Source organism: Pantoea ananatis LMG 2665 (assembly GCF_000710035.2).
Classification (GTDB): domain Bacteria; phylum Pseudomonadota; class Gammaproteobacteria; order Enterobacterales; family Enterobacteriaceae; genus Pantoea; species Pantoea ananatis.
In genome coordinates, this window is the sequence record NZ_JMJJ01000005.1 from 1,073,704 (window position 1) to 1,089,881 (window position 16,178).

The 16,178-nt window shown below is 53.6% G+C and carries 24 protein-coding genes; all 24 read right to left on the bottom strand.

From position 1 onward, the window contains the following. The 24 genes from EL29_RS12855 to EL29_RS12970 all read right to left on the bottom strand — a co-directional run bounded on the left by EL29_RS12855 (nucleotide 1) and on the right by EL29_RS12970 (nucleotide 16,042). A complete protein-coding gene (locus tag EL29_RS12855; protein ID WP_028715493.1) occupies nucleotides 1–441 on the bottom strand; it encodes a DUF3277 family protein in 441 nt (146 codons plus the stop codon). Between the two features lie 10 nt (nucleotides 442–451). Then, nucleotides 452–1,597: a DUF3383 family protein gene (locus tag EL29_RS12860; RefSeq protein ID WP_029571450.1), complete on the bottom strand. Its 1,146-nt coding sequence runs from the start codon at nucleotides 1,595–1,597 to the stop codon at nucleotides 452–454. A gap of 3 nt (nucleotides 1,598–1,600) precedes the next feature. Further along, the gene (locus tag EL29_RS12865) at nucleotides 1,601–2,146 is read right to left on the bottom strand and encodes a phage neck terminator protein (protein WP_029571451.1); all 546 of its coding nucleotides are present in this window, start codon (nucleotides 2,144–2,146) and stop codon (nucleotides 1,601–1,603) included. Further along, nucleotides 2,136–2,522: a hypothetical protein gene (locus EL29_RS12870; RefSeq protein WP_028715496.1), complete on the bottom strand. Its 387-nt coding sequence runs from the start codon at nucleotides 2,520–2,522 to the stop codon at nucleotides 2,136–2,138. The genes EL29_RS12865 and EL29_RS12870 overlap by 11 nt, the downstream gene beginning before the upstream one ends. After that, complete coding sequence (locus EL29_RS12875) at nucleotides 2,509–3,057, bottom strand: hypothetical protein (RefSeq protein WP_028715497.1); 549 nt, start codon at nucleotides 3,055–3,057, stop codon at nucleotides 2,509–2,511. Before EL29_RS12875 ends, EL29_RS12870 begins: the two co-directional genes overlap by 14 nt. Next, nucleotides 3,054–3,461 (bottom strand): DUF4054 domain-containing protein, encoded by a 408-nt coding sequence (locus EL29_RS12880; RefSeq protein WP_028715498.1) that lies wholly within the window; start codon nucleotides 3,459–3,461, stop codon nucleotides 3,054–3,056. The genes EL29_RS12875 and EL29_RS12880 overlap by 4 nt, the downstream gene beginning before the upstream one ends. Nucleotide 3,462: 1 nt before the next feature. Continuing rightward, nucleotides 3,463–3,789 carry an STY1053 family phage-associated protein gene (locus EL29_RS12885; RefSeq protein ID WP_028715499.1) on the bottom strand — a complete coding sequence of 109 codons (327 nt, stop codon included), beginning with the start codon at nucleotides 3,787–3,789 and terminating at the stop codon, nucleotides 3,463–3,465. Nucleotides 3,790–3,833: 44 nt separating this feature from the next. After that, entirely contained in the window at nucleotides 3,834–4,781 is a 948-nt protein-coding gene (locus tag EL29_RS12890) for a DUF2184 domain-containing protein (protein ID WP_028715500.1), read from the bottom strand. A gap of 9 nt (nucleotides 4,782–4,790) precedes the next feature. Next, nucleotides 4,791–5,288 carry a structural cement protein Gp24 gene (locus EL29_RS12895; protein WP_028715501.1) on the bottom strand — a complete coding sequence of 166 codons (498 nt, stop codon included), beginning with the start codon at nucleotides 5,286–5,288 and terminating at the stop codon, nucleotides 4,791–4,793. A gap of 9 nt (nucleotides 5,289–5,297) precedes the next feature. Next, on the bottom strand, nucleotides 5,298–6,527 hold the full coding sequence (locus tag EL29_RS12900; protein WP_028715502.1) for a DUF2213 domain-containing protein: 1,230 nt from the start codon (nucleotides 6,525–6,527) through the stop codon (nucleotides 5,298–5,300). A gap of 29 nt (nucleotides 6,528–6,556) precedes the next feature. Then, the gene (locus EL29_RS12905) at nucleotides 6,557–7,330 is read right to left on the bottom strand and encodes a phage head morphogenesis protein (protein ID WP_052656104.1); all 774 of its coding nucleotides are present in this window, start codon (nucleotides 7,328–7,330) and stop codon (nucleotides 6,557–6,559) included. Next, nucleotides 7,290–8,759: a phage portal protein gene (locus tag EL29_RS12910; protein ID WP_028715503.1), complete on the bottom strand. Its 1,470-nt coding sequence runs from the start codon at nucleotides 8,757–8,759 to the stop codon at nucleotides 7,290–7,292. The genes EL29_RS12905 and EL29_RS12910 overlap by 41 nt, the downstream gene beginning before the upstream one ends. Before the next feature lie 10 nt (nucleotides 8,760–8,769). Then, nucleotides 8,770–10,380, bottom strand: coding sequence for a bacteriophage TerL protein (locus tag EL29_RS12915; RefSeq protein ID WP_028715504.1), 1,611 nt, complete (start codon nucleotides 10,378–10,380; stop codon nucleotides 8,770–8,772). 204 nt (nucleotides 10,381–10,584) lie between these two features. Continuing rightward, on the bottom strand, nucleotides 10,585–11,058 hold the full coding sequence (locus EL29_RS12920; protein WP_028715505.1) for a DUF2280 domain-containing protein: 474 nt from the start codon (nucleotides 11,056–11,058) through the stop codon (nucleotides 10,585–10,587). A 30-nt stretch (nucleotides 11,059–11,088) separates the two neighbouring features. Further along, nucleotides 11,089–11,706, bottom strand: a complete 618-nt coding sequence (locus EL29_RS12925; protein WP_028715506.1) for a putative metallopeptidase — start codon at nucleotides 11,704–11,706, stop codon at nucleotides 11,089–11,091. Nucleotides 11,707–11,756: 50 nt separating this feature from the next. Next, on the bottom strand, nucleotides 11,757–11,945 hold the full coding sequence (locus EL29_RS12930; protein ID WP_028715507.1) for a hypothetical protein: 189 nt from the start codon (nucleotides 11,943–11,945) through the stop codon (nucleotides 11,757–11,759). A gap of 122 nt (nucleotides 11,946–12,067) precedes the next feature. Beyond that, nucleotides 12,068–12,265 (bottom strand): hypothetical protein, encoded by a 198-nt coding sequence (locus EL29_RS12935; RefSeq protein WP_235193316.1) that lies wholly within the window; start codon nucleotides 12,263–12,265, stop codon nucleotides 12,068–12,070. 35 nt (nucleotides 12,266–12,300) lie between these two features. Further along, the gene (locus EL29_RS12940; RefSeq protein ID WP_028715509.1) at nucleotides 12,301–12,558 is read right to left on the bottom strand and encodes a hypothetical protein; all 258 of its coding nucleotides are present in this window, start codon (nucleotides 12,556–12,558) and stop codon (nucleotides 12,301–12,303) included. Between the two features lie 4 nt (nucleotides 12,559–12,562). Continuing rightward, nucleotides 12,563–13,063, bottom strand: a complete 501-nt coding sequence (locus tag EL29_RS12945) for a lysis protein (RefSeq protein WP_028715510.1) — start codon at nucleotides 13,061–13,063, stop codon at nucleotides 12,563–12,565. Then, nucleotides 13,060–13,548, bottom strand: a complete 489-nt coding sequence (locus EL29_RS12950; RefSeq protein WP_028715511.1) for a lysozyme — start codon at nucleotides 13,546–13,548, stop codon at nucleotides 13,060–13,062. Before EL29_RS12950 ends, EL29_RS12945 begins: the two co-directional genes overlap by 4 nt. Beyond that, a complete protein-coding gene (locus EL29_RS23445) occupies nucleotides 13,548–13,901 on the bottom strand; it encodes a class II holin family protein (RefSeq protein WP_014605618.1) in 354 nt (117 codons plus the stop codon). The genes EL29_RS12950 and EL29_RS23445 overlap by 1 nt, the downstream gene beginning before the upstream one ends. A 141-nt stretch (nucleotides 13,902–14,042) precedes the next feature. Continuing rightward, nucleotides 14,043–14,660 (bottom strand): methyltransferase domain-containing protein, encoded by a 618-nt coding sequence (locus EL29_RS12960; protein WP_028715512.1) that lies wholly within the window; start codon nucleotides 14,658–14,660, stop codon nucleotides 14,043–14,045. Next, entirely contained in the window at nucleotides 14,635–15,501 is an 867-nt protein-coding gene (locus EL29_RS12965) for a hypothetical protein (protein WP_152548271.1), read from the bottom strand. Before EL29_RS12965 ends, EL29_RS12960 begins: the two co-directional genes overlap by 26 nt. Next, nucleotides 15,482–16,042, bottom strand: a complete 561-nt coding sequence (locus EL29_RS12970; RefSeq protein WP_028715514.1) for a motility associated factor glycosyltransferase family protein — start codon at nucleotides 16,040–16,042, stop codon at nucleotides 15,482–15,484. Before EL29_RS12970 ends, EL29_RS12965 begins: the two co-directional genes overlap by 20 nt. Nucleotides 16,043–16,178: the final 136 nt, after the last annotated feature.

Sequence of the window (16,178 nt, forward strand, 5' to 3'; positions counted from 1 at the left end):
TTAATACTCCCCGAGCAGTTCATCAATTTTGATGCAGTCAAATACCCAGGCGACAATACCCGCTACTTTCGGATTGCTGAAATCCGGCTGTTTCTGGAACGCACATCCGCGCGCAGTAACCAGGTCACCCGATGCTGTGTTACGCACCACGATAACGTTGTTACCCCAGAGCGTTGATGAAAGGCTTTGGGCGTTGTACATGATTGACAGCTTTTTATTGAGCGGGGATGTTTTCAACAGGTTAACGGTGACGGTACCGGCTTTGCCTGCATGCAGGCTGTGCATGCCTTCGCCGTCAGCACCTGTTGTCATCGTGTTTTTTGCCTCTGACATCGCAACCACGATCCCCTCATCGGAGTTCGCTGAGCCATAACCCAGGTCAAGCGCGCCGGATGGCCCGGTAAGGGACGCCGTAACGTCCATAAATGAATAAGTAGCCATCAGTTTCCCCTTAGCGCACTACGTTGATCATGACGTCGCCATAATGAATGGCTCCGGCCAGCTTGCAGGCCACCTGAACAGGTGGCGCTTTTCGCTTCTGTCGGTCTGCCTGTGCCTGCTGGGCCATTGGCTGAATGTAGGCGTAATAGCCTTTAGTCAGCGTATCGCCGGACGACAGTTCGCCCAGCGGGCCACCTGTCCAGACGCCGGGCGCAATCAGGCCATTTGTTACCGCCTGGTCCATTGAATCTTCCACGTTCGCAAGCAGGCGCGTACCGCCAGCGTCGGTCTGTGGGATTTTGGTCAGGGAGGTGTAGAGCAGATTAAAATAATTGGTCTGAACATAGTTCTGCAGCCAGTCCAGGCCGTGGCGCTCGTCGAAGAAATCGCCGTTTGCCATAACACCCTGCTGCAGGATTGCGGTGTCGTTGGCGTAGTACACAAACACGTTACCGTTGCTGGCATCGATGGCGGCGGCTTGCGGGCTGGTCAGCACCTCGTAAGTGATGCCCGGCTCCTGTTTGAATTTGAGCGTAATGGCGGTACCGAACCCGTTGAAATCCACCGTAAAGCCACGACCAAACGCCGAAATCGCCGCGTATTTGCTGGTGGAACTGTACTGCCAGAACGTGCGGCCAAAGCTTCCCGCTTTCAGTTTGTAGCCGATATTCGATGTATCGCCCGTAGTGAGCACTTTCGGATCGGACGTGGATACTGCCAGGATGCGGCTGACGCTGGCACCCTGAACCGCTGCCGCCACAGCCAGCAAATCAGCATCCTGCAGGTTTGCGCTGTCAGCAATTGCCAGGCCATACCAGTTGTTAAACTGCAGGGCGGCGTTTACGGCCTGCAGCATGGTTTCGGCTGGTCCCGCCTCGGAAGATTTGAGCGTTTTAGCCCAGCGACCGATATAAACCTGCGTTGGCGCGGGCGACTGTGAGAAATAGACCAGCGCTGCCTGATACTCCGGGCTGTCAGTACCGAAATCGCTGCCGATATCTGAGGATGAGGTATAAAGGCGAATTCGCTCGGACACAGGGATAACCGTTGATGTGCCGAGAATGAGCAGCGATCCAAAGTTGCGCCCCGTTGCCGCCGTTGGCGACAGCAGCACATCAACGTTGACCACGTTGGATACAGGTAATCCCTGTGACATAGGTTACTCTCCGAAGATTGAAATTTGTCCGTCGATAAGGCTTTTAACCCCATAATCGCGGATCACTTTACGGCGCATGCGCACGGTGACGTCGTAGCGACGCACCCACTGGTTGTTGATGAGTTCGGGGAATGATGAAACGGGACTGGCATCAAAAAATGACAATCCGATGCTGTTTAGCTCTGCGTTGTTCTGGGGGATCTGCATGCCATCGCGAAACAGCGTGGCAATTTGCTGGCTCGACGGACCATAAAAAGAAGCCATGCATTCGACTATTTCATGGCGCCACATCTGGGCATCGTCTTCCGACTGCTGCACAAACGCCGGGGAATCATCCCCGGTAAAGCCGGTGATCCCGAATCCGCACCAGTTAACCTCCTGCGCAGGCATTGCCGCCTGAACCGGCGTCCAGCGCGGGCGCACCATCCCGTCAGGAAGGCTACAAAGCGCTTTAACCCATCGGCTGAGCAGACGTTCCAGCGTTTCATCGTAAGCCTGTGGCGCGCTGACAGGCGTCAGATACCCCGCCTGCGTGCTGTCATTGCTCATTTGCGCCACCGTCAAACGGCTGTAGCTCACAGTGAGCCTGAACAAAACCGGCACCATAGCGGGGATACGGATCCACGAAGGTGACACGGTAATCCGCGCCAGCATATTCAACGATATCCGCATCCAGCGCGGTTTTACCGCTGATTAACCGGGTCTGGGTGATGACCAGTATTGCACCGCCAATTACCTGGCCGGCTTCCATACGCCGGGCCTCCAGGGAACGGTCAACAGTCACCACACCAGCAAACTGCTGTCGTGTGACCTCATTAGACGCCATCCCATCCGCATCGACCGTCTGGGCGTTACGGCGGTACCATAATTCTGTGTCGCAAAACTCCGGCGACATCAGCACATCGGAAACATCAAGAGTTGGCATTTTTAGACCTCACGACAGAGGTAATGGCGCGCCGGTACTGGCCAGTATCAATAAGCGGTCGGGCATTGGCATTGTCCGGCGCAGCCCCGGCAGCACGCCGTTCCAGTTCGAGCGCAGCACCTTTACGCCCGCGACTCGCCCGGGCGGCAAGCGTGGATTCCGCCAGCGGCGTGAAGTTGGTGATTGTGATGTAGCGCTTCACACCGTTTGCAGCTAAAACCCCGGCACGGTTAAGGGCCAGATCCGCAGCCGTCGCGTTACCGCTGAGCGCAGCCTGTGCCGCCGCGCGCAGTTCCGGTAAGGTCTGGTCCTGAACAGAACGCACGCCCGGAACAAGATGAGGGCGCGCCGGTATGTTTTGCTTCGGCGAACCGTTTTCATTGATATAGCCGATACCGGCATTGCCGAACGGCACATCATCACGCTCGTTTTTTTCTTCTGGGATGCCCACCAGCACATCTTTATCTGCGATGGACTTAAGCGCGGCAAGAATGGCAGCAGCATTATCGCTGCGAATGGTGAGCCCTGATTTCATAGCTGACGACCTCCGGCCCCGAACATGATGATCAGTTGCCAGAACTCAGCGCCATAGCGCGTGTTATTCCAGAATCCCGCGTCAGGGTTCAGTGTCGCGCCGGTGTCATAGCTCACGCTGACCTTATCGACCGATTTCGACGCCTGCACGCCATTGGTTGAACCACCCGCACCGCCCATCAATGCCGCCTTAGAGTCAGCCAGCCAGAGTGTCATGTAATGAGCGACAAACAGGCCCGCCAGGTAAGGAAACATCTGTTTACCCGTGGTGTTTTCGCTCAGCATGATGTCGGCAAGGTTGAGGCGGAAAGTGATAGGAATGTCGGGAAATTTGTCCGGATCGGCGAACTGAGGAAAAGCGACGCGAAACTGTTCTACTGTGGGTAACGTTTCATTCTTCGCCATATTATTTTTCCTTAGCGGCTTTCAGTGTTTCCAGCTCTTTCGTCAAAACTTCCAGAGCTTTATCTTTCGCTGCAATCTGCTCATTGAGTTCGCCGATGTTTTTTACCTTCTCTTCCAACTGTGATTTCAGGCTGTCGATCTCCGCCTGAAGTTCTGTGTCACCGCCAGATTCAACGCCTCCGGTCTGGTCTGAATGAGCCACTACAAACCAGTGTTTGGCAATATCCGGATCCACCTTGTGGCGCCCTTTCAAAAAAGGGATTTCGCCTTTGGCAGTGTTCAGGGTAAAGGGCGTATTTACCAGAATTTCAACTTTTTCTTTAGCCATGATCGGCTCCTGTAAAGCCCCTTTCGGGGCTCATTGAGTGGGGATCAGATGCCGTCCATATAGGCAAGTGTTTTGCGGTAAACCGGCTCGACTGCGCCCAGTTTTCCGTAATAGGTGGTCATCTGGTAAAGGCCACGATACTGAATTGGAATGCTGCGCAATGGCACCATCGGGAAACGAACATATTTCTTGTCGTTGGTGTAAGCCACCATGCGGTCAGTTCCACCGACGCCACGACCTTTCAGCCATTTCACCGCGCGGATGTTCAGCGGCACGCCATTCTGGTGATAGGCGATTGTGTTCGTGGTCAGGTAGGTGAGTAATGACTGATTACCTGCAGACGATACGATGATTGTTGAAAGGTAGGCATATTGCTCTGGTGGCAAAAGCAGGTCGGTCGGTACTACCGAGTAACCCGAGTTACGCCAGGCGTTGGTCAAGAGCGTGTTGATTGAATCACGGATTTTGTCCGGTGAAGAAGTTGACGCATTCCAGGGTTCAACAGCATTGCTGACACTCACGCCATTCAGGTTAGCCAGGCCTTTCACATTCAGGCTCTGGTCACCGATGTAGACCTGTTCATCAGCATCCATGTTCCATTTCAGCTGCATGCCTTCGTATTTCTGGGTATCAATCGGACGCCCAACCTGTTCAGCTGCCTGAAGCTCAATGACGGTCCAGCCAAGTTCCATACCCCACAAAGAAAGCGGATTGCCTTCTTTGTTGATATCAACGTTGACGCCAGAGATCGCAGTGGAATCTTTGCCTACCCAGTTTTTCCCGTTAGGGTTTGCGCCGGTACCAGCTGCCCCAAAACTGGTGTTCGTCCAGCTCGAGATATCATCAGCAATAGACACGTCTTCACGCAATTGAATGTCACGGGTCCAGGTGTAACCAACCAGCGGGAGATTAAGAGTCTGATCAAGACGCTCAAGCTCACCAACCAGAAAGACACCCGTACCATCAATGGTGCGTTGGTCAAAAGTCTGCATTTTCGTTCCTTAAATCTTGTAGGAAATTTCAGCGTTGCCATCGGCATCGCCCGCACCAGTAAACTGCGCGTTAGGCAGTGCTACCGTCTTGCCGTTGATAGATGTGGCTGAGAAACCACCCAGCGGCACGTTGATTGATGAGTCGAGGCTGACTACCACGTAAACCGTTCCACCTTTGGTGATGGACGTGGCATCTGCGCCGACATTCACGGTCATATAGCCGCGCTTGAGCGCATCGCCGGGAAAGTTTTTATCTGCGCCAACCTGGCGAACCATGTCAGGCGTAGACGTTGTGGGGTATGGACGGACATAAATGCCCTGAAACACAGTGGCCGTATCGCCGTCACTGAGTGGTACAAACAGGCCGTTGACAAACTTGCCCACCAGCCCATAAGCGCTGAAAGGATTGGCCGAATTCAAAATTACAGGCTCGACCGTTAAGTCCTGCGGACGTGAGATTGAACCGGCAATGCCAACGGGCATCCGGTACAGGTAAGACGTATCCATTGGGTTTCCTTAGCGATTAGACCAGAATGCCTGGTTGATTTTGTTCAAATCAGCAGGAGAAGTAGACGCCTGCTGGCGTGAGTGGTCCGCAGTTCGTGAGGACTGGGTGTTACGATTTTTCGCCAGCTCTGAAACGGCATTGAATGCCATTTCAACCTGTGCTTTTGGTAGCTGTTTAATTGCGGCATCACCCACAATCTGGCGCACCAAGCCCTGATCGGCTGAGGCCAGCACATGACGCTTAAACTCTGTAGGCTTCATTGATTGCGTCAGGTCGATGCCCGGCATGATGAGTTCTGCCCGATAGGCAGAATCGCCTGTTGCTGTTCCTGGCTTCTCTTTATCTTCATCGTCAGAGTCGCCAAATTTTTTCTTCGCATCGTCATCATCGCTGCTGTCGGTGGTCTTACCCTCCAGCTTATCGAGACGCGCAATCAACGCAGCTGCCCACGCAGGCACCTGTTCTTCATTGTCACCAGTACGCAAGCCGCCCATTTCCGGATCTTTGTCCGGTAGCGGTTTCTGAGGGCTGGTGAAGATATTGAGATTGACGCCCTGCGGTAAATCGCCACCTTCATCGCCCGTCATGTTCGACGGCGGCGACTCCAGAAGCTCATTCATGGTGTCTGCATCGCCTGTTTTCACAGCGCGTTTTAAGCGAGTGAACCAGTTTTGTTTAGTTGCCATCGTGTTTCTGTCTCCAATTGCGCAACGTGATCCGGCCCTGCCATTTGGGACGAGAGCCACATGGTTTCCGGTGATTTGGTACTGCTTTGCCTTGCCGATGGCAGTTTGCTGATACTCGGCGTCGTAACCGCACGAAACTTCGCGCAGCCCGTTTTCGATGTAGTCGATTGCCTCTTCATCCTTGATGATGAGGTCTGCAATCATCAGGTCTGACTGTGAGCCGGTACCACGGCGCACGTTTTGAAGATGTCCAACGGCTAATTCCCGCCAGTTCTCCGGATCGACAAATTTGATATTTCCTTCTTCATCCTCCGGGTGAAGGATGGTGACAGTCATACCCTCGAAGGATGCGAGCGTTTCCGGACTGAAAACCTCATCAGCGGTGCGCTCGACGACAATTTCCCCGTCTGAATCTGGCTCAAGCTTTGGAAGGTCCAGCGCACTGTAAAGCTGTGAACCTGTGCGGCCAATCGGGACGTCTTTACACAGCAACGAACCGTCAGCCAGCCGGTAACGGGTTTCACCCAGGCGGGTATTAAAGAGATATTTCATCGGTTACCTGCAGGCGTAAAAAAAGCTGCCTAAGCAGCTCGTTTGATTTTGATAGCGGCAACCCTGACTGGTTTGCCATCAACCGTTATGACGCGGCGGATCCTGTCGCCCGTTGGCAGGCTGACGACATTTGCATGAGGAAGAACAACCTCACAGTAACAACGACAGTTAGGTAGCGCGCCGGCATGGCCAGTTAAGCCGTCAAGCGTTGGCGGTCTATCCCAGCTGACAAACTTGCCTTCCATCTCCGCATGCGAGTGACGCACATCACCATCTTCGGCGGTGCGCCAGATGTAGCCTGTTGAGCCAAGGGAAAGAGAGCGGGCCTGTGTCAGCGCAGTGGATGCCCGGCCAATCTCAGTACGCGCAATCAGACGCGCGCGTGATGCAGCAACATCTCCTGATGCTGCTATTTCCTTCGCAAAGGGCTCAGCACGCCCACCAGCTACAACCGCCTCGATCGCCTTGTTCTGGATGTCATAGATGCGGTCGGCTGCTTCGAGTGGCAGAGATTTGATGTACTTCACCTGCTCGGCGACGATGCTTTGCATCACCTGTCCGATCGGCGTGTTCTGGACGATATGGCGCAACTCAGCGCTGATGTACTGGCTGTGCTCATTCCCGATTAGCAGGCTGTTACGCCGCCACTCCCTTTCGCTGTGGCGTTCCAGATCCAGCGCAAAGTCTTTGGCTACGCGGTTCGCCCAGCCGTCGATGATGTCGCTGTATTTTTCCAGCGCATCGATGATTTCCAGAACGCTGTCATTTGAACCATCGTAGCGGCCATTTACTATGTCGCCCACGGCTCGCGCTATCTTGCGTAGGCTCGTTTGATACCGGGTCTCCGCCGCCTTTGAGCGGTTTCGGGTCGTCAATCTCTCCGATGCCTGGCGGGTCTTCTTCTTCGGCATCAGCAATATCCTCGTCGGTAATTGATGCACCGATGCCCGTGACATCAGATGCTTCGCGCAGGTCGGTCATTGCCGCCTTTTTGGTCATCAGGCCATCGTTGAATGCCGTACTGATAGCATTCACGGTATTTACCGCCACCGTTGAGCGGTCAACGTCCGACATCTGCCAGAGCGGGTTAAACTCAAACGTGAAGTCATCAGGTAAAGGCTTGCCAAGCTCAGAGCGATACATGACGTCGAACAGCTTACGCAGCGGCTGACGCAACCGGCGTTCCTGCTGGGTACCGATGGTGTCGTAATAGTTCGACAGGTCAGCATCGCCGGTAGAGAAACCTTTGGGCGACTGACCAAAGAGGCGCACCAGCGGGATCCCCGTCGCGCCGCTTATCTGCTCAGCGAACTGGCTGATCACGTCGTCGAGGCCAGCAAAGGAATACTGGTGGGTCTCGAAGACATCTTTACCATCCATGAGGGTCATGCCCTCATTGCTCTGGTACATGCGTATGAGATCCAAATTTTTCAGCAGATTTTCGTATGCCTTCCCACCCAACCCGATAATTTCTCTGAGTTTATCAACCTTGTATGTTCTTAAGTGGGCTTTATATACAAGCTGTGCCGCGCCCATAGTTGCACTGTCAAACGCGGTCAGGCGGTCCCAGATGCGTTCGATGATGGACATACCCCACTCGTTTTCGGTCTGCGCCTGCTGGTAAGGCAGCGTTACGCCATCGAAACGGATCAGGCGGCTGTGATGAATGCTCCAGGCGGGTATGCCCGTTGCAGTCGTCACCACGTCGTATCGCTCAGGCTTCCCGAGGTTCGGGCCCATATCCCTGATACGACGCTGTAGATTAGGGTTAATCATCCAGCGATCGAGCGGCAAAATCCCTTTAAACTTGCCCTCGCCGATAGTCTCCAGACGCAGAGGCGTAAACGGAGCCTGGCCCTCGATCATGATGAAACCGACCGCACCGCCATAGAGGCGCGACCATTTGATGGTGTCGTTGAGGCGGTCCCACAGTTCCAGCTCATCAAACAGTGACTCGATTACGCCGCGCTCTTTCGGGTCAATCTCTGAGGTGATGCGAATGCCCTTGCGGGTCATATCGTCAGCCACGGCATCCACGGCAGAGCCAATGATAGCCGATGAGCGGTATGCCCATTCAATCTGTAGCCGGTTGCGGCTGGTAAAGTTTGCACGGTATGACGATGCAGCATGCTGGTTCTGCTGCTGCATGCCAACGCGGGCCATGAAATTGTCGTAACTGTCCGCCGTAGCCTGGGGAGTACGCGCGGCGCTGTTGTTTTGTTTACGTGCCATCGTTTCCTCGTTACAGCCGCATCCAGATGTCCAGATCGCTGTTCATTGGCGCATAGTTGATCATCGCTGAGTCAGCCAGATTGGGCGATTTGGTGCCATCAGGCTGTTTGTCCACGACGATTTTTCCCACGCCGTTTATTGAGTAGGTCGGCTGAGACAATTCGATTACAAGTTTGTCTTTGTTCGGCATGGCGCTGCTGATCGATATGAGTTCATCGGGGTTGTAGGCCATCCCCTCGACTACAGCGCGATAGGTGTTCTGGAAGAGTTTGCGCAGATACCACCAGCTCTGGGCTTTGGCGTTGGCAAAGAAATCCTTATTCAGTCGGGCCTGTTGGCCGTTGTCGCCCCGTACCGCTTCATCATCCGGATCGAACACACCACCGCTGCCACGAAACGGCGTGGCCAGTATCATCGGCCGACGAGCCACTTTGCGTAGTTCGTTGATGGCACGCGCATCACCGCGCACGCCCGCGCCTAAGCCGTCCTCGTCGAAGCGAAACTCTTCGATCCGGTCCTCTTCGCAGTAGCCAAAGACTTTCTCGACCGATCCGTAAATGTCGCTGCCTACGCCTGACCACTCGCGAATGTTCTCAAGCAGGAAGCCATGACGCGAAGAGAAGGCGTTTTTATCCCGGCCCTCGTCGGCCACGTCCATGGCGCCCAGACGTTTACCCGTGGGCTGGATACCCAGTTTGATATGCGCATCGATAGCAGCCTGTACCCAATCGCTCGGGATTAGTACGCCCTCAGCCGATGCGGCATAGTTGAGGTCAAGTTCCTGAGCAACGACAACCGGGTTATCAATCTTCTCGCACTCCTTGCGGTACCACTCGTCATCCTTGCGCGGGTCGCTGCGCCAGTGAAATGTGAATACCGGAATGCGCCCGCCGTGACGCTTTTGCGCGAACGGGTTAGCCATGCCGTTAACCGATGAGAGGTCGATACGGCAACGCGTGGTTTGTGACAGCGAGGCTTCAATCAACATGGGACGCATCAGGAACGCGGCCTCATCCACGAAATAAAGCGTGGTACGGTCACCACGGCCGATATTGTCGCCCGCTTCGCCCTTGAGCACTGCGCCGGTAGTCGGGAATTCAACACGCATGTAGGGCGCGTGCTTCTTCGCGCTCCAGTCGCCGCGAAACTCAACGGGCAGCATTTCGACGAACTTACGCGCCTTCCAGAAAAGCGCCTTCGGGTCGCCGGTACTGTCCACGTATTCCTCTTTGCGCGAACCGAAGCCGATCACCATTTCTTTATTGAAGAGGCACATTGAGCAGGCCAGGCCGATTGAGGTCCAGCTCAGCCCCATTTCGCGGCTTTTCTCGGTGATGCCGTTTTCGTGCTTGCCGCGACGGTCCATTATCCACTGAATCCACTCTTCCTGTTTGGGGAACAGCAGGAACGGGATGGACACGGGCAGGCCGTAATCAAGATTTCGCGGGTCTGTCGTGATACCCCAGTCTATAATGAACTGGGCAGGATTATCGCGGTAGAACGCTTTCAGCGCTGGTAGCAATTCAGGATTAGCGCGGATCCGCTGTAGCCGCTCCATCCGCCATTCGAACACCTGCGTATAGTCAGGGTTCTTAAAATCGAACGGGAATGGGATAGGCATTAAATTGTTCCAGTTTGAACGCTATTTAACATAAGGGATGTTACCCGCACTGGCGAAACAGCACTCAGGCGAAGTTAGCTGCCAAAGGCGTATTTCATGATGAATTCATTAGGGAAAAGCTGAAAACGAACTGCATAAACGATGCATAAAAGAGGCTCGAAAATGCATAGCCCGAAAAGGTGACGAAACCGCTATTTCCAGTAGTTATCCCATCATTTTCTTATACAGCTCCGCAGCCTCGTCAGAGGTCAGCGAAACGCTCTCAGTTTTGATAGGCCCACCGTTTGCCCCGGTGCTTTCCACCTTCAACTTGTTGGTGTACGCGTCGCCCACCTCTTTCGCCGCCTGCTCAATCAACTGGGCAGTAAGTGCAAAGTTTTTCATGGTTTCGGTGCGCGTCGCCATGCGGTCAAGCGTCCGTAGTCGGTATGCCTTATTGGCGATCGGGATATCAGCTATTTGCGTCTGAAACCTGTTGCGCGTGTCGTTGAACATGTCCACCCATTTCTTTGCCAGCTTCTTGCCGCTGGCCTTCGTGGGGTCGTGCTGCTCAACCTGCTGGCGGTTGATCTTCACGCCAAATTCTTTCAGGACGGACTCGGCCACCTGCGATGGCGTATCAAAGCAAGCAACGGATTGAACTATAAAGGCTTTAATTTCCGGTTTAAGCGCCGCCATAGTTTACCATCCGTCCTGCTCTGTCCTGGTTTATGCGAGCCTCAGCATGCACGTGCCGCACGCTCTGGCTATGTCTATGTTTGCCACCTCTGCTGGTTGGCTGGCAGCGTCGATAAGCTGCTTAACTTCTTCGCTGGCGCCGTAGCGGCGAACAACGCCCGTGAACTCTTCGACGTCATGGCCGCGCATGCAAAGCTTGGGCTGGCCGTCGCGCGTAAACTCAGGCGCGCCAAATTCGTCTGTTTTTTGCGCAATGTGATAAAGCTCATGCTCTACCAGCGCGCAGAACTCCAGATCGCTACAGTTCATGCAGAAATCAGCAGCAAGTGTGATAATGAAATCAGGCTTTCGGCCAAACCATTCATACAACTGCTGTTCCATACGGGCTTTTTGCCAGCCGCCCGCACGCATCATCACTTCTTCGGCCTGTCCTAGCACCGTGCGGCCTTTTTTGGTGAAAGCTGATGCCGCCCACAGAAACCCAATGTCAGCTTCTGCAAGATGCGCGTGGTCTGGGTTGTGCAGCAGTCCGTCCGGGCTGATTATCTGATCCTGAACCCAATAGCCAATTTCATTTGCCGGAGCGATAGATATATAAGGCTTAAATTCTTCCACAAAATCACCCGGTGGGAAGGGTCGGCCGTTCATTTTAGCCCCCATAAAACTAATCCAAAAAAAACCGCCCGAAGGCGGTTTCATTAAATTTTATTGAAAGCTACAAGGATTATGTTTTTTTCAATAAGACCTGTCTGACGAGAAAGATTTCGAATATATGCGGCAGGTATTTCTGTAGATTTGGTGTCACTAGGAATGTCTACTGTATCCCAACCAGATACATTCCTGCCTGTATCATCTTGATATTTCCAAGAGAAAAACCAACTTTGCATAAAAAACTCCTTTTGAAATGGAGCTAGATATTATCCCTAAGACAATTCTTAATGAAGAAAAATTTATCATTCCCGCTGTAATGATTATCATCAGGCGCACTCGTAAATGCGCCTTGTGATGATTACGCCAGCTTTTTAGCCAGTGCCACCACATCGTCGAATAGCGCTTCGACGTCATGTCCAGCCACCTTAAGCAGCTCTTTCACCTTTGCCAGAATTGCATCGGTGTTATCGGTCGATACAGTGGCCGGAGCCGGTACAGCAGTTGTCAGCGTGCTATTTTCAATCTCTTCATCGGGCATCTTTACTTCCTCTCTCATGGGTGGTTCCCTGTTCATCTGCAACAGGGCATCGGTTAAATCTTTTTTGGCGCTTCACTCTGCGCCTCCTGCGGCTGAGCGATAGCCTGCTCATCAAGTTTGTTTTTCAGTTCGTCAATCTGAGCCTGAAAACGTTGCTCTACTTCCTGCCAGCCGTCACGAATGGCTGTTGATTCGGCCTCAGCTTTGACAGGGCTGTTTTTCCAGCGGAAAAGGCCCACCAGCCAGCCAGCGGCAAAACCAGTGACGAGCGCAATCAGCGCCCACGTAATTAGTGCGGTAGTGGTGTACATGGGCTTATTTACCTTTTGAAGGGGCGGGAGTTAAGCAGACCTGACGCACATAATCCTGTAGGCCGGTCAGTTGCTTTGTAACGATTTCGATTCGCTCTCTGAGGGTGAAATAATCCCGCTGAGCGGCGTCTGTAAGTCGGGGGCTGCCATCATCATCCACGCGGGTGGCGGAGGATTTACCGGACACTGGCCGATCACATTTGGCTGAGACGCGCAGGCGCTTAGCCCCAGAATCGACATCCCTACGCAGATCGCTAATGGTTTTTTGCGCATCGGCTAAATCCTTCGTGTATCTGGCATCGATTGCCGCAACAGACTGCTGGCGTTTCTGCATGTCATTGATGGTTGCCTGGAGGCTGTCGGTAACCGCCTTCTGTTTATCACGCTGATCGCGGAAATAGACGGCGTTGTCGCGGTAGTGACCTACCGCCAGTAATAACCCGGCTATGATCACCACCAGCAGAAACGCCAGCACAACGCGCCAGTTAATAATTAACCAGGTCATGGGTTCAGGCTCCAGTTGCATATCTCCCGCTCTACGTCGCGACGATTGGCAAGCCCCTGAATCCTCACGCGGTCAACGTATACCCAACTGCGAAGGCCATCGCAGGCTTGCTGATAGCGGCCGGCATTAAGGTTGCGCAGTACCGATGAATGCTCGAATGCATTAATGCCGACGTTATAGCTAAAACTGATAAGAGCGGCTTTCTGATATGCATTCGACGGTACCTTTACGGACCTTTCCACAGACCGGGCATAGGGCTGCAGGTGCTTTTGCAGAAGCGCGTCGCACTCTTTTTGGGTATAGGTTTTACCCTGAATAACGTCCGGGCCAGTTATCCCGTTGCATACAGTCCAGACGCCGCCGACGTCACGGTATGGCGTGTAAGAATTGCCTTCGAGGCTTGGAACCAGAACAGCCGCGATGGCCAACGCACCGCCACCAGCTGCTGTGATGAGGCTTTTACGTAAAGCAGGTGAAATAGCCATTATGCTTTCTCCGCCAGCTTCAAAGCCTTGTTGACTGTATCGACTACTTCGGGCGCTTTGTCCTCGTCATGCGAGGGTGAGCGGTTTAAATAACTCTGGATCGCCGCAGTGCGCAAACTCTCCTGCTCTGCCTCAAACTTTCTGGCCAGTTCTTCCCGATTGCTCTCTTTGCGTTTGTAATACGCGTTCACGACGAAGGTCGCTATACCGAGCATCACACCACTGACCAGACCGATGAAATTCCAGTCCAGGTGATAAACCCAGTCATACCAGTTGAATAGGCCGTTACAGACCAGGCCACCCGACGCGCAGTAGGTAACCCCTGATGCTATTTTGTCAGGCATAATTTTCATATCCACCCCCAGACGGGGACTTATCCAATTAGGAATTGTCTACTTTCTGAACTGGACAAGCCCGGTTAGCTTTTTACATGTCGAGTGAAAAAGCTTCCTGCCGCCGTTGGGTAGCCAATGGTGAGGATCCGCAATGCGGATTTAGTTGATGCGCTTAAATGCGTAAGTCCCAATGCCCTTGCGGCCCAGGTCACATTCCATCTGATTGTGTTCCACGCATTCAAAGCCCTGCTTACTGAACCAGTTGCGTAGACCTTCGTCAGTGAAGTACCAGATATGTTCATCTTTACGGAAGTGATGTGAGCGGAGGATGTCCGCGCTGTCACGGAAAATCGGGATAGACACAAATACGAATTCACCGGCTCTGGCTACTGCTGCTTCCGGATCGTCAATGTGTTCGAGCACATCCCACATACTGATCGCGGCACAGGACGTTTTATATAAATCCCGGTAGAGACCTTTCTCTTTCAGCCACTCTACGCCAGCGGGGTTGACGTCATAGCCGAACGTCAATGCACGCGAGGCAACAAACTGGCCAGCGCCAATCCCTACATCAAGGACAGGTCCATGGTAATGGCGCGCAATCAGCTCGATGCGTGACAGTGTGAGCAGGCGCCCGGTTTCGGTGTCTGCCATTCTCTTATAGCGCTCGAAGTAATCCACGTTATAAGGACGTTCGCGCGGTACCGGATAGCGACCAATCCCAAGCTCGGGAAAGAACACCAGTTCGCTATCAACTCTCTGATAAAACTCTCTCATTCAGCCAGGCCTCAAATTTGTTGCTGAATCCGGTAATGCGCTTATCGCATTGATGGTCCCACTGATGGCAGCGGCAGTAATTGTCAGGGATCGCCCAGCCAACGTTTTGAAGATTCATTGTGTGGTCGGTCACGACGTCAGGCGCGTTATGCGCTCCCCGCCCACCGGCCACAACAAAAACAGGCGTCTGATAACAGATAGCAGCGGGCAGCGCCCAGCCAACTGGCGTGACGACGACCGCGGCGCTTTCCACCAGTGAAAGCAGGCTGCACAGATTCAGTTCGCCGCTGTGCAGATACAAATCTGCTTCGGGTTTCTCACCCACCAGCCACTCTTTTCCCTCTTCCAGATCCGCAACACTGATAACGAAAAAGTGACGACGCAGGATGCGAGAAGCCTGGACAAGGTAATCAGGATCCGGATTACGGGAATCGCTACGCCATTCACTGCGCACTGTAGCGGGCCGGATGACTGCAACCGGCTTATCGCTGTAATGCTGACCAGCGTGGAACGATGGCAAATCGAAGTGACCTGGCTCAGTATGAAAACGCTCGCGCATGGCATCGATGATAGAACCGCGCTCAAGCTCAGCGGGCCCGTAGAATATGCGGTGCGTGTCGTATCTGTCGGGCAACGTCTGCCAGTCAGCCCGTGAACTGTCTTCGTTCTTACGCTGTGTGCGAAGTGTTGTCTCACTGCGCACAGTGAATACTGATAAATCCTGATAAATTTCCGGCCACGCGGTTTTGATGAACGATCCGGGCGGCAACTGCTTCACAAAAGCACGCTGATAAATCGAATCTCCCAGCCCCTGCATGCCATCAATGAATATCGGTTTCATGAATTTCCCTGATTACGTCCTCAAGCGACGCCCTGGTGAAACAGGTGAGGCTGGTTTGTCTGCTGCAGTTCACTATCCGCGCGCCGGGCTGTGAATCAGCAATGCGCGCAAACTCGCCATGCCAGCGCCGGACATTATCTGGTGTCGGATTGCTTATACCGTCGTGCGCCCCGTGCCAGTGCAGCCCGTTTGTCACCGAGCAGTCATAGCCGAGCAAAATGATTTTTTCAGCGCCGAGGTGCATGGCGAACAAAATGGCGCGCTGGCCGGAATTGAATGTACCGGACGTGTCTGTATCGAAAAGCCGCAAACCATAACGCGAAGCAGCCCTCTCGTTACAGGTCCAGCGCTCTGCGGCAGATGAAATCTGTGCGTGATATTTATCCCACCAGTCCAGATCCCCGGCGTAGATGTACCGGCACTGAGGCGCGGCACTCCAGCTGGAGTTCACTGTAATCAGGGGAATTCCTGCGTCACTGATTAGTGCGCAGTCTTCTTTGGTGAGCGATGGCCCGGAGGCACAAACAGCAATCTGTTTCATGCCACCTCACAAGCCTTTAAAGCAAAAACGCCCGCTGGCTGGTAAGGCCGCGGGCGCTTTCAGTTAATCCACAACTTGCAACTGTTCGGTTTTTCCCGCTGATGAACAGCGCGGAGAAATCCCATCATTGGCGTGA

Coding starts and splice junctions, on each gene's coding strand:
- EL29_RS12855 (WP_028715493.1), bottom strand. CDS start 441: ATGGCTACTTATTCATTTATGGACGTTACGGCGTCCCTTACCGGGCCA.
- EL29_RS12860 (WP_029571450.1), bottom strand. CDS start 1,597: ATGTCACAGGGATTACCTGTATCCAACGTGGTCAACGTTGATGTGCTG.
- EL29_RS12865 (WP_029571451.1), bottom strand. CDS start 2,146: ATGAGCAATGACAGCACGCAGGCGGGGTATCTGACGCCTGTCAGCGCG.
- EL29_RS12870 (WP_028715496.1), bottom strand. CDS start 2,522: ATGCCAACTCTTGATGTTTCCGATGTGCTGATGTCGCCGGAGTTTTGC.
- EL29_RS12875 (WP_028715497.1), bottom strand. CDS start 3,057: ATGAAATCAGGGCTCACCATTCGCAGCGATAATGCTGCTGCCATTCTT.
- EL29_RS12880 (WP_028715498.1), bottom strand. CDS start 3,461: ATGGCGAAGAATGAAACGTTACCCACAGTAGAACAGTTTCGCGTCGCT.
- EL29_RS12885 (WP_028715499.1), bottom strand. CDS start 3,789: ATGGCTAAAGAAAAAGTTGAAATTCTGGTAAATACGCCCTTTACCCTG.
- EL29_RS12890 (WP_028715500.1), bottom strand. CDS start 4,781: ATGCAGACTTTTGACCAACGCACCATTGATGGTACGGGTGTCTTTCTG.
- EL29_RS12895 (WP_028715501.1), bottom strand. CDS start 5,288: ATGGATACGTCTTACCTGTACCGGATGCCCGTTGGCATTGCCGGTTCA.
- EL29_RS12900 (WP_028715502.1), bottom strand. CDS start 6,527: ATGAAATATCTCTTTAATACCCGCCTGGGTGAAACCCGTTACCGGCTG.
- EL29_RS12910 (WP_028715503.1), bottom strand. CDS start 8,759: ATGGCACGTAAACAAAACAACAGCGCCGCGCGTACTCCCCAGGCTACG.
- EL29_RS12915 (WP_028715504.1), bottom strand. CDS start 10,380: ATGCCTATCCCATTCCCGTTCGATTTTAAGAACCCTGACTATACGCAG.
- EL29_RS12920 (WP_028715505.1), bottom strand. CDS start 11,058: ATGGCGGCGCTTAAACCGGAAATTAAAGCCTTTATAGTTCAATCCGTT.
- EL29_RS12925 (WP_028715506.1), bottom strand. CDS start 11,706: ATGAACGGCCGACCCTTCCCACCGGGTGATTTTGTGGAAGAATTTAAG.
- EL29_RS12930 (WP_028715507.1), bottom strand. CDS start 11,945: ATGCAAAGTTGGTTTTTCTCTTGGAAATATCAAGATGATACAGGCAGG.
- EL29_RS12935 (WP_235193316.1), bottom strand. CDS start 12,265: ATGAGAGAGGAAGTAAAGATGCCCGATGAAGAGATTGAAAATAGCACG.
- EL29_RS12940 (WP_028715509.1), bottom strand. CDS start 12,558: ATGTACACCACTACCGCACTAATTACGTGGGCGCTGATTGCGCTCGTC.
- EL29_RS12945 (WP_028715510.1), bottom strand. CDS start 13,063: ATGACCTGGTTAATTATTAACTGGCGCGTTGTGCTGGCGTTTCTGCTG.
- EL29_RS12950 (WP_028715511.1), bottom strand. CDS start 13,548: ATGGCTATTTCACCTGCTTTACGTAAAAGCCTCATCACAGCAGCTGGT.
- EL29_RS23445 (WP_014605618.1), bottom strand. CDS start 13,901: ATGAAAATTATGCCTGACAAAATAGCATCAGGGGTTACCTACTGCGCG.
- EL29_RS12960 (WP_028715512.1), bottom strand. CDS start 14,660: ATGAGAGAGTTTTATCAGAGAGTTGATAGCGAACTGGTGTTCTTTCCC.
- EL29_RS12965 (WP_152548271.1), bottom strand. CDS start 15,501: ATGAAACCGATATTCATTGATGGCATGCAGGGGCTGGGAGATTCGATT.
- EL29_RS12970 (WP_028715514.1), bottom strand. CDS start 16,042: ATGAAACAGATTGCTGTTTGTGCCTCCGGGCCATCGCTCACCAAAGAA.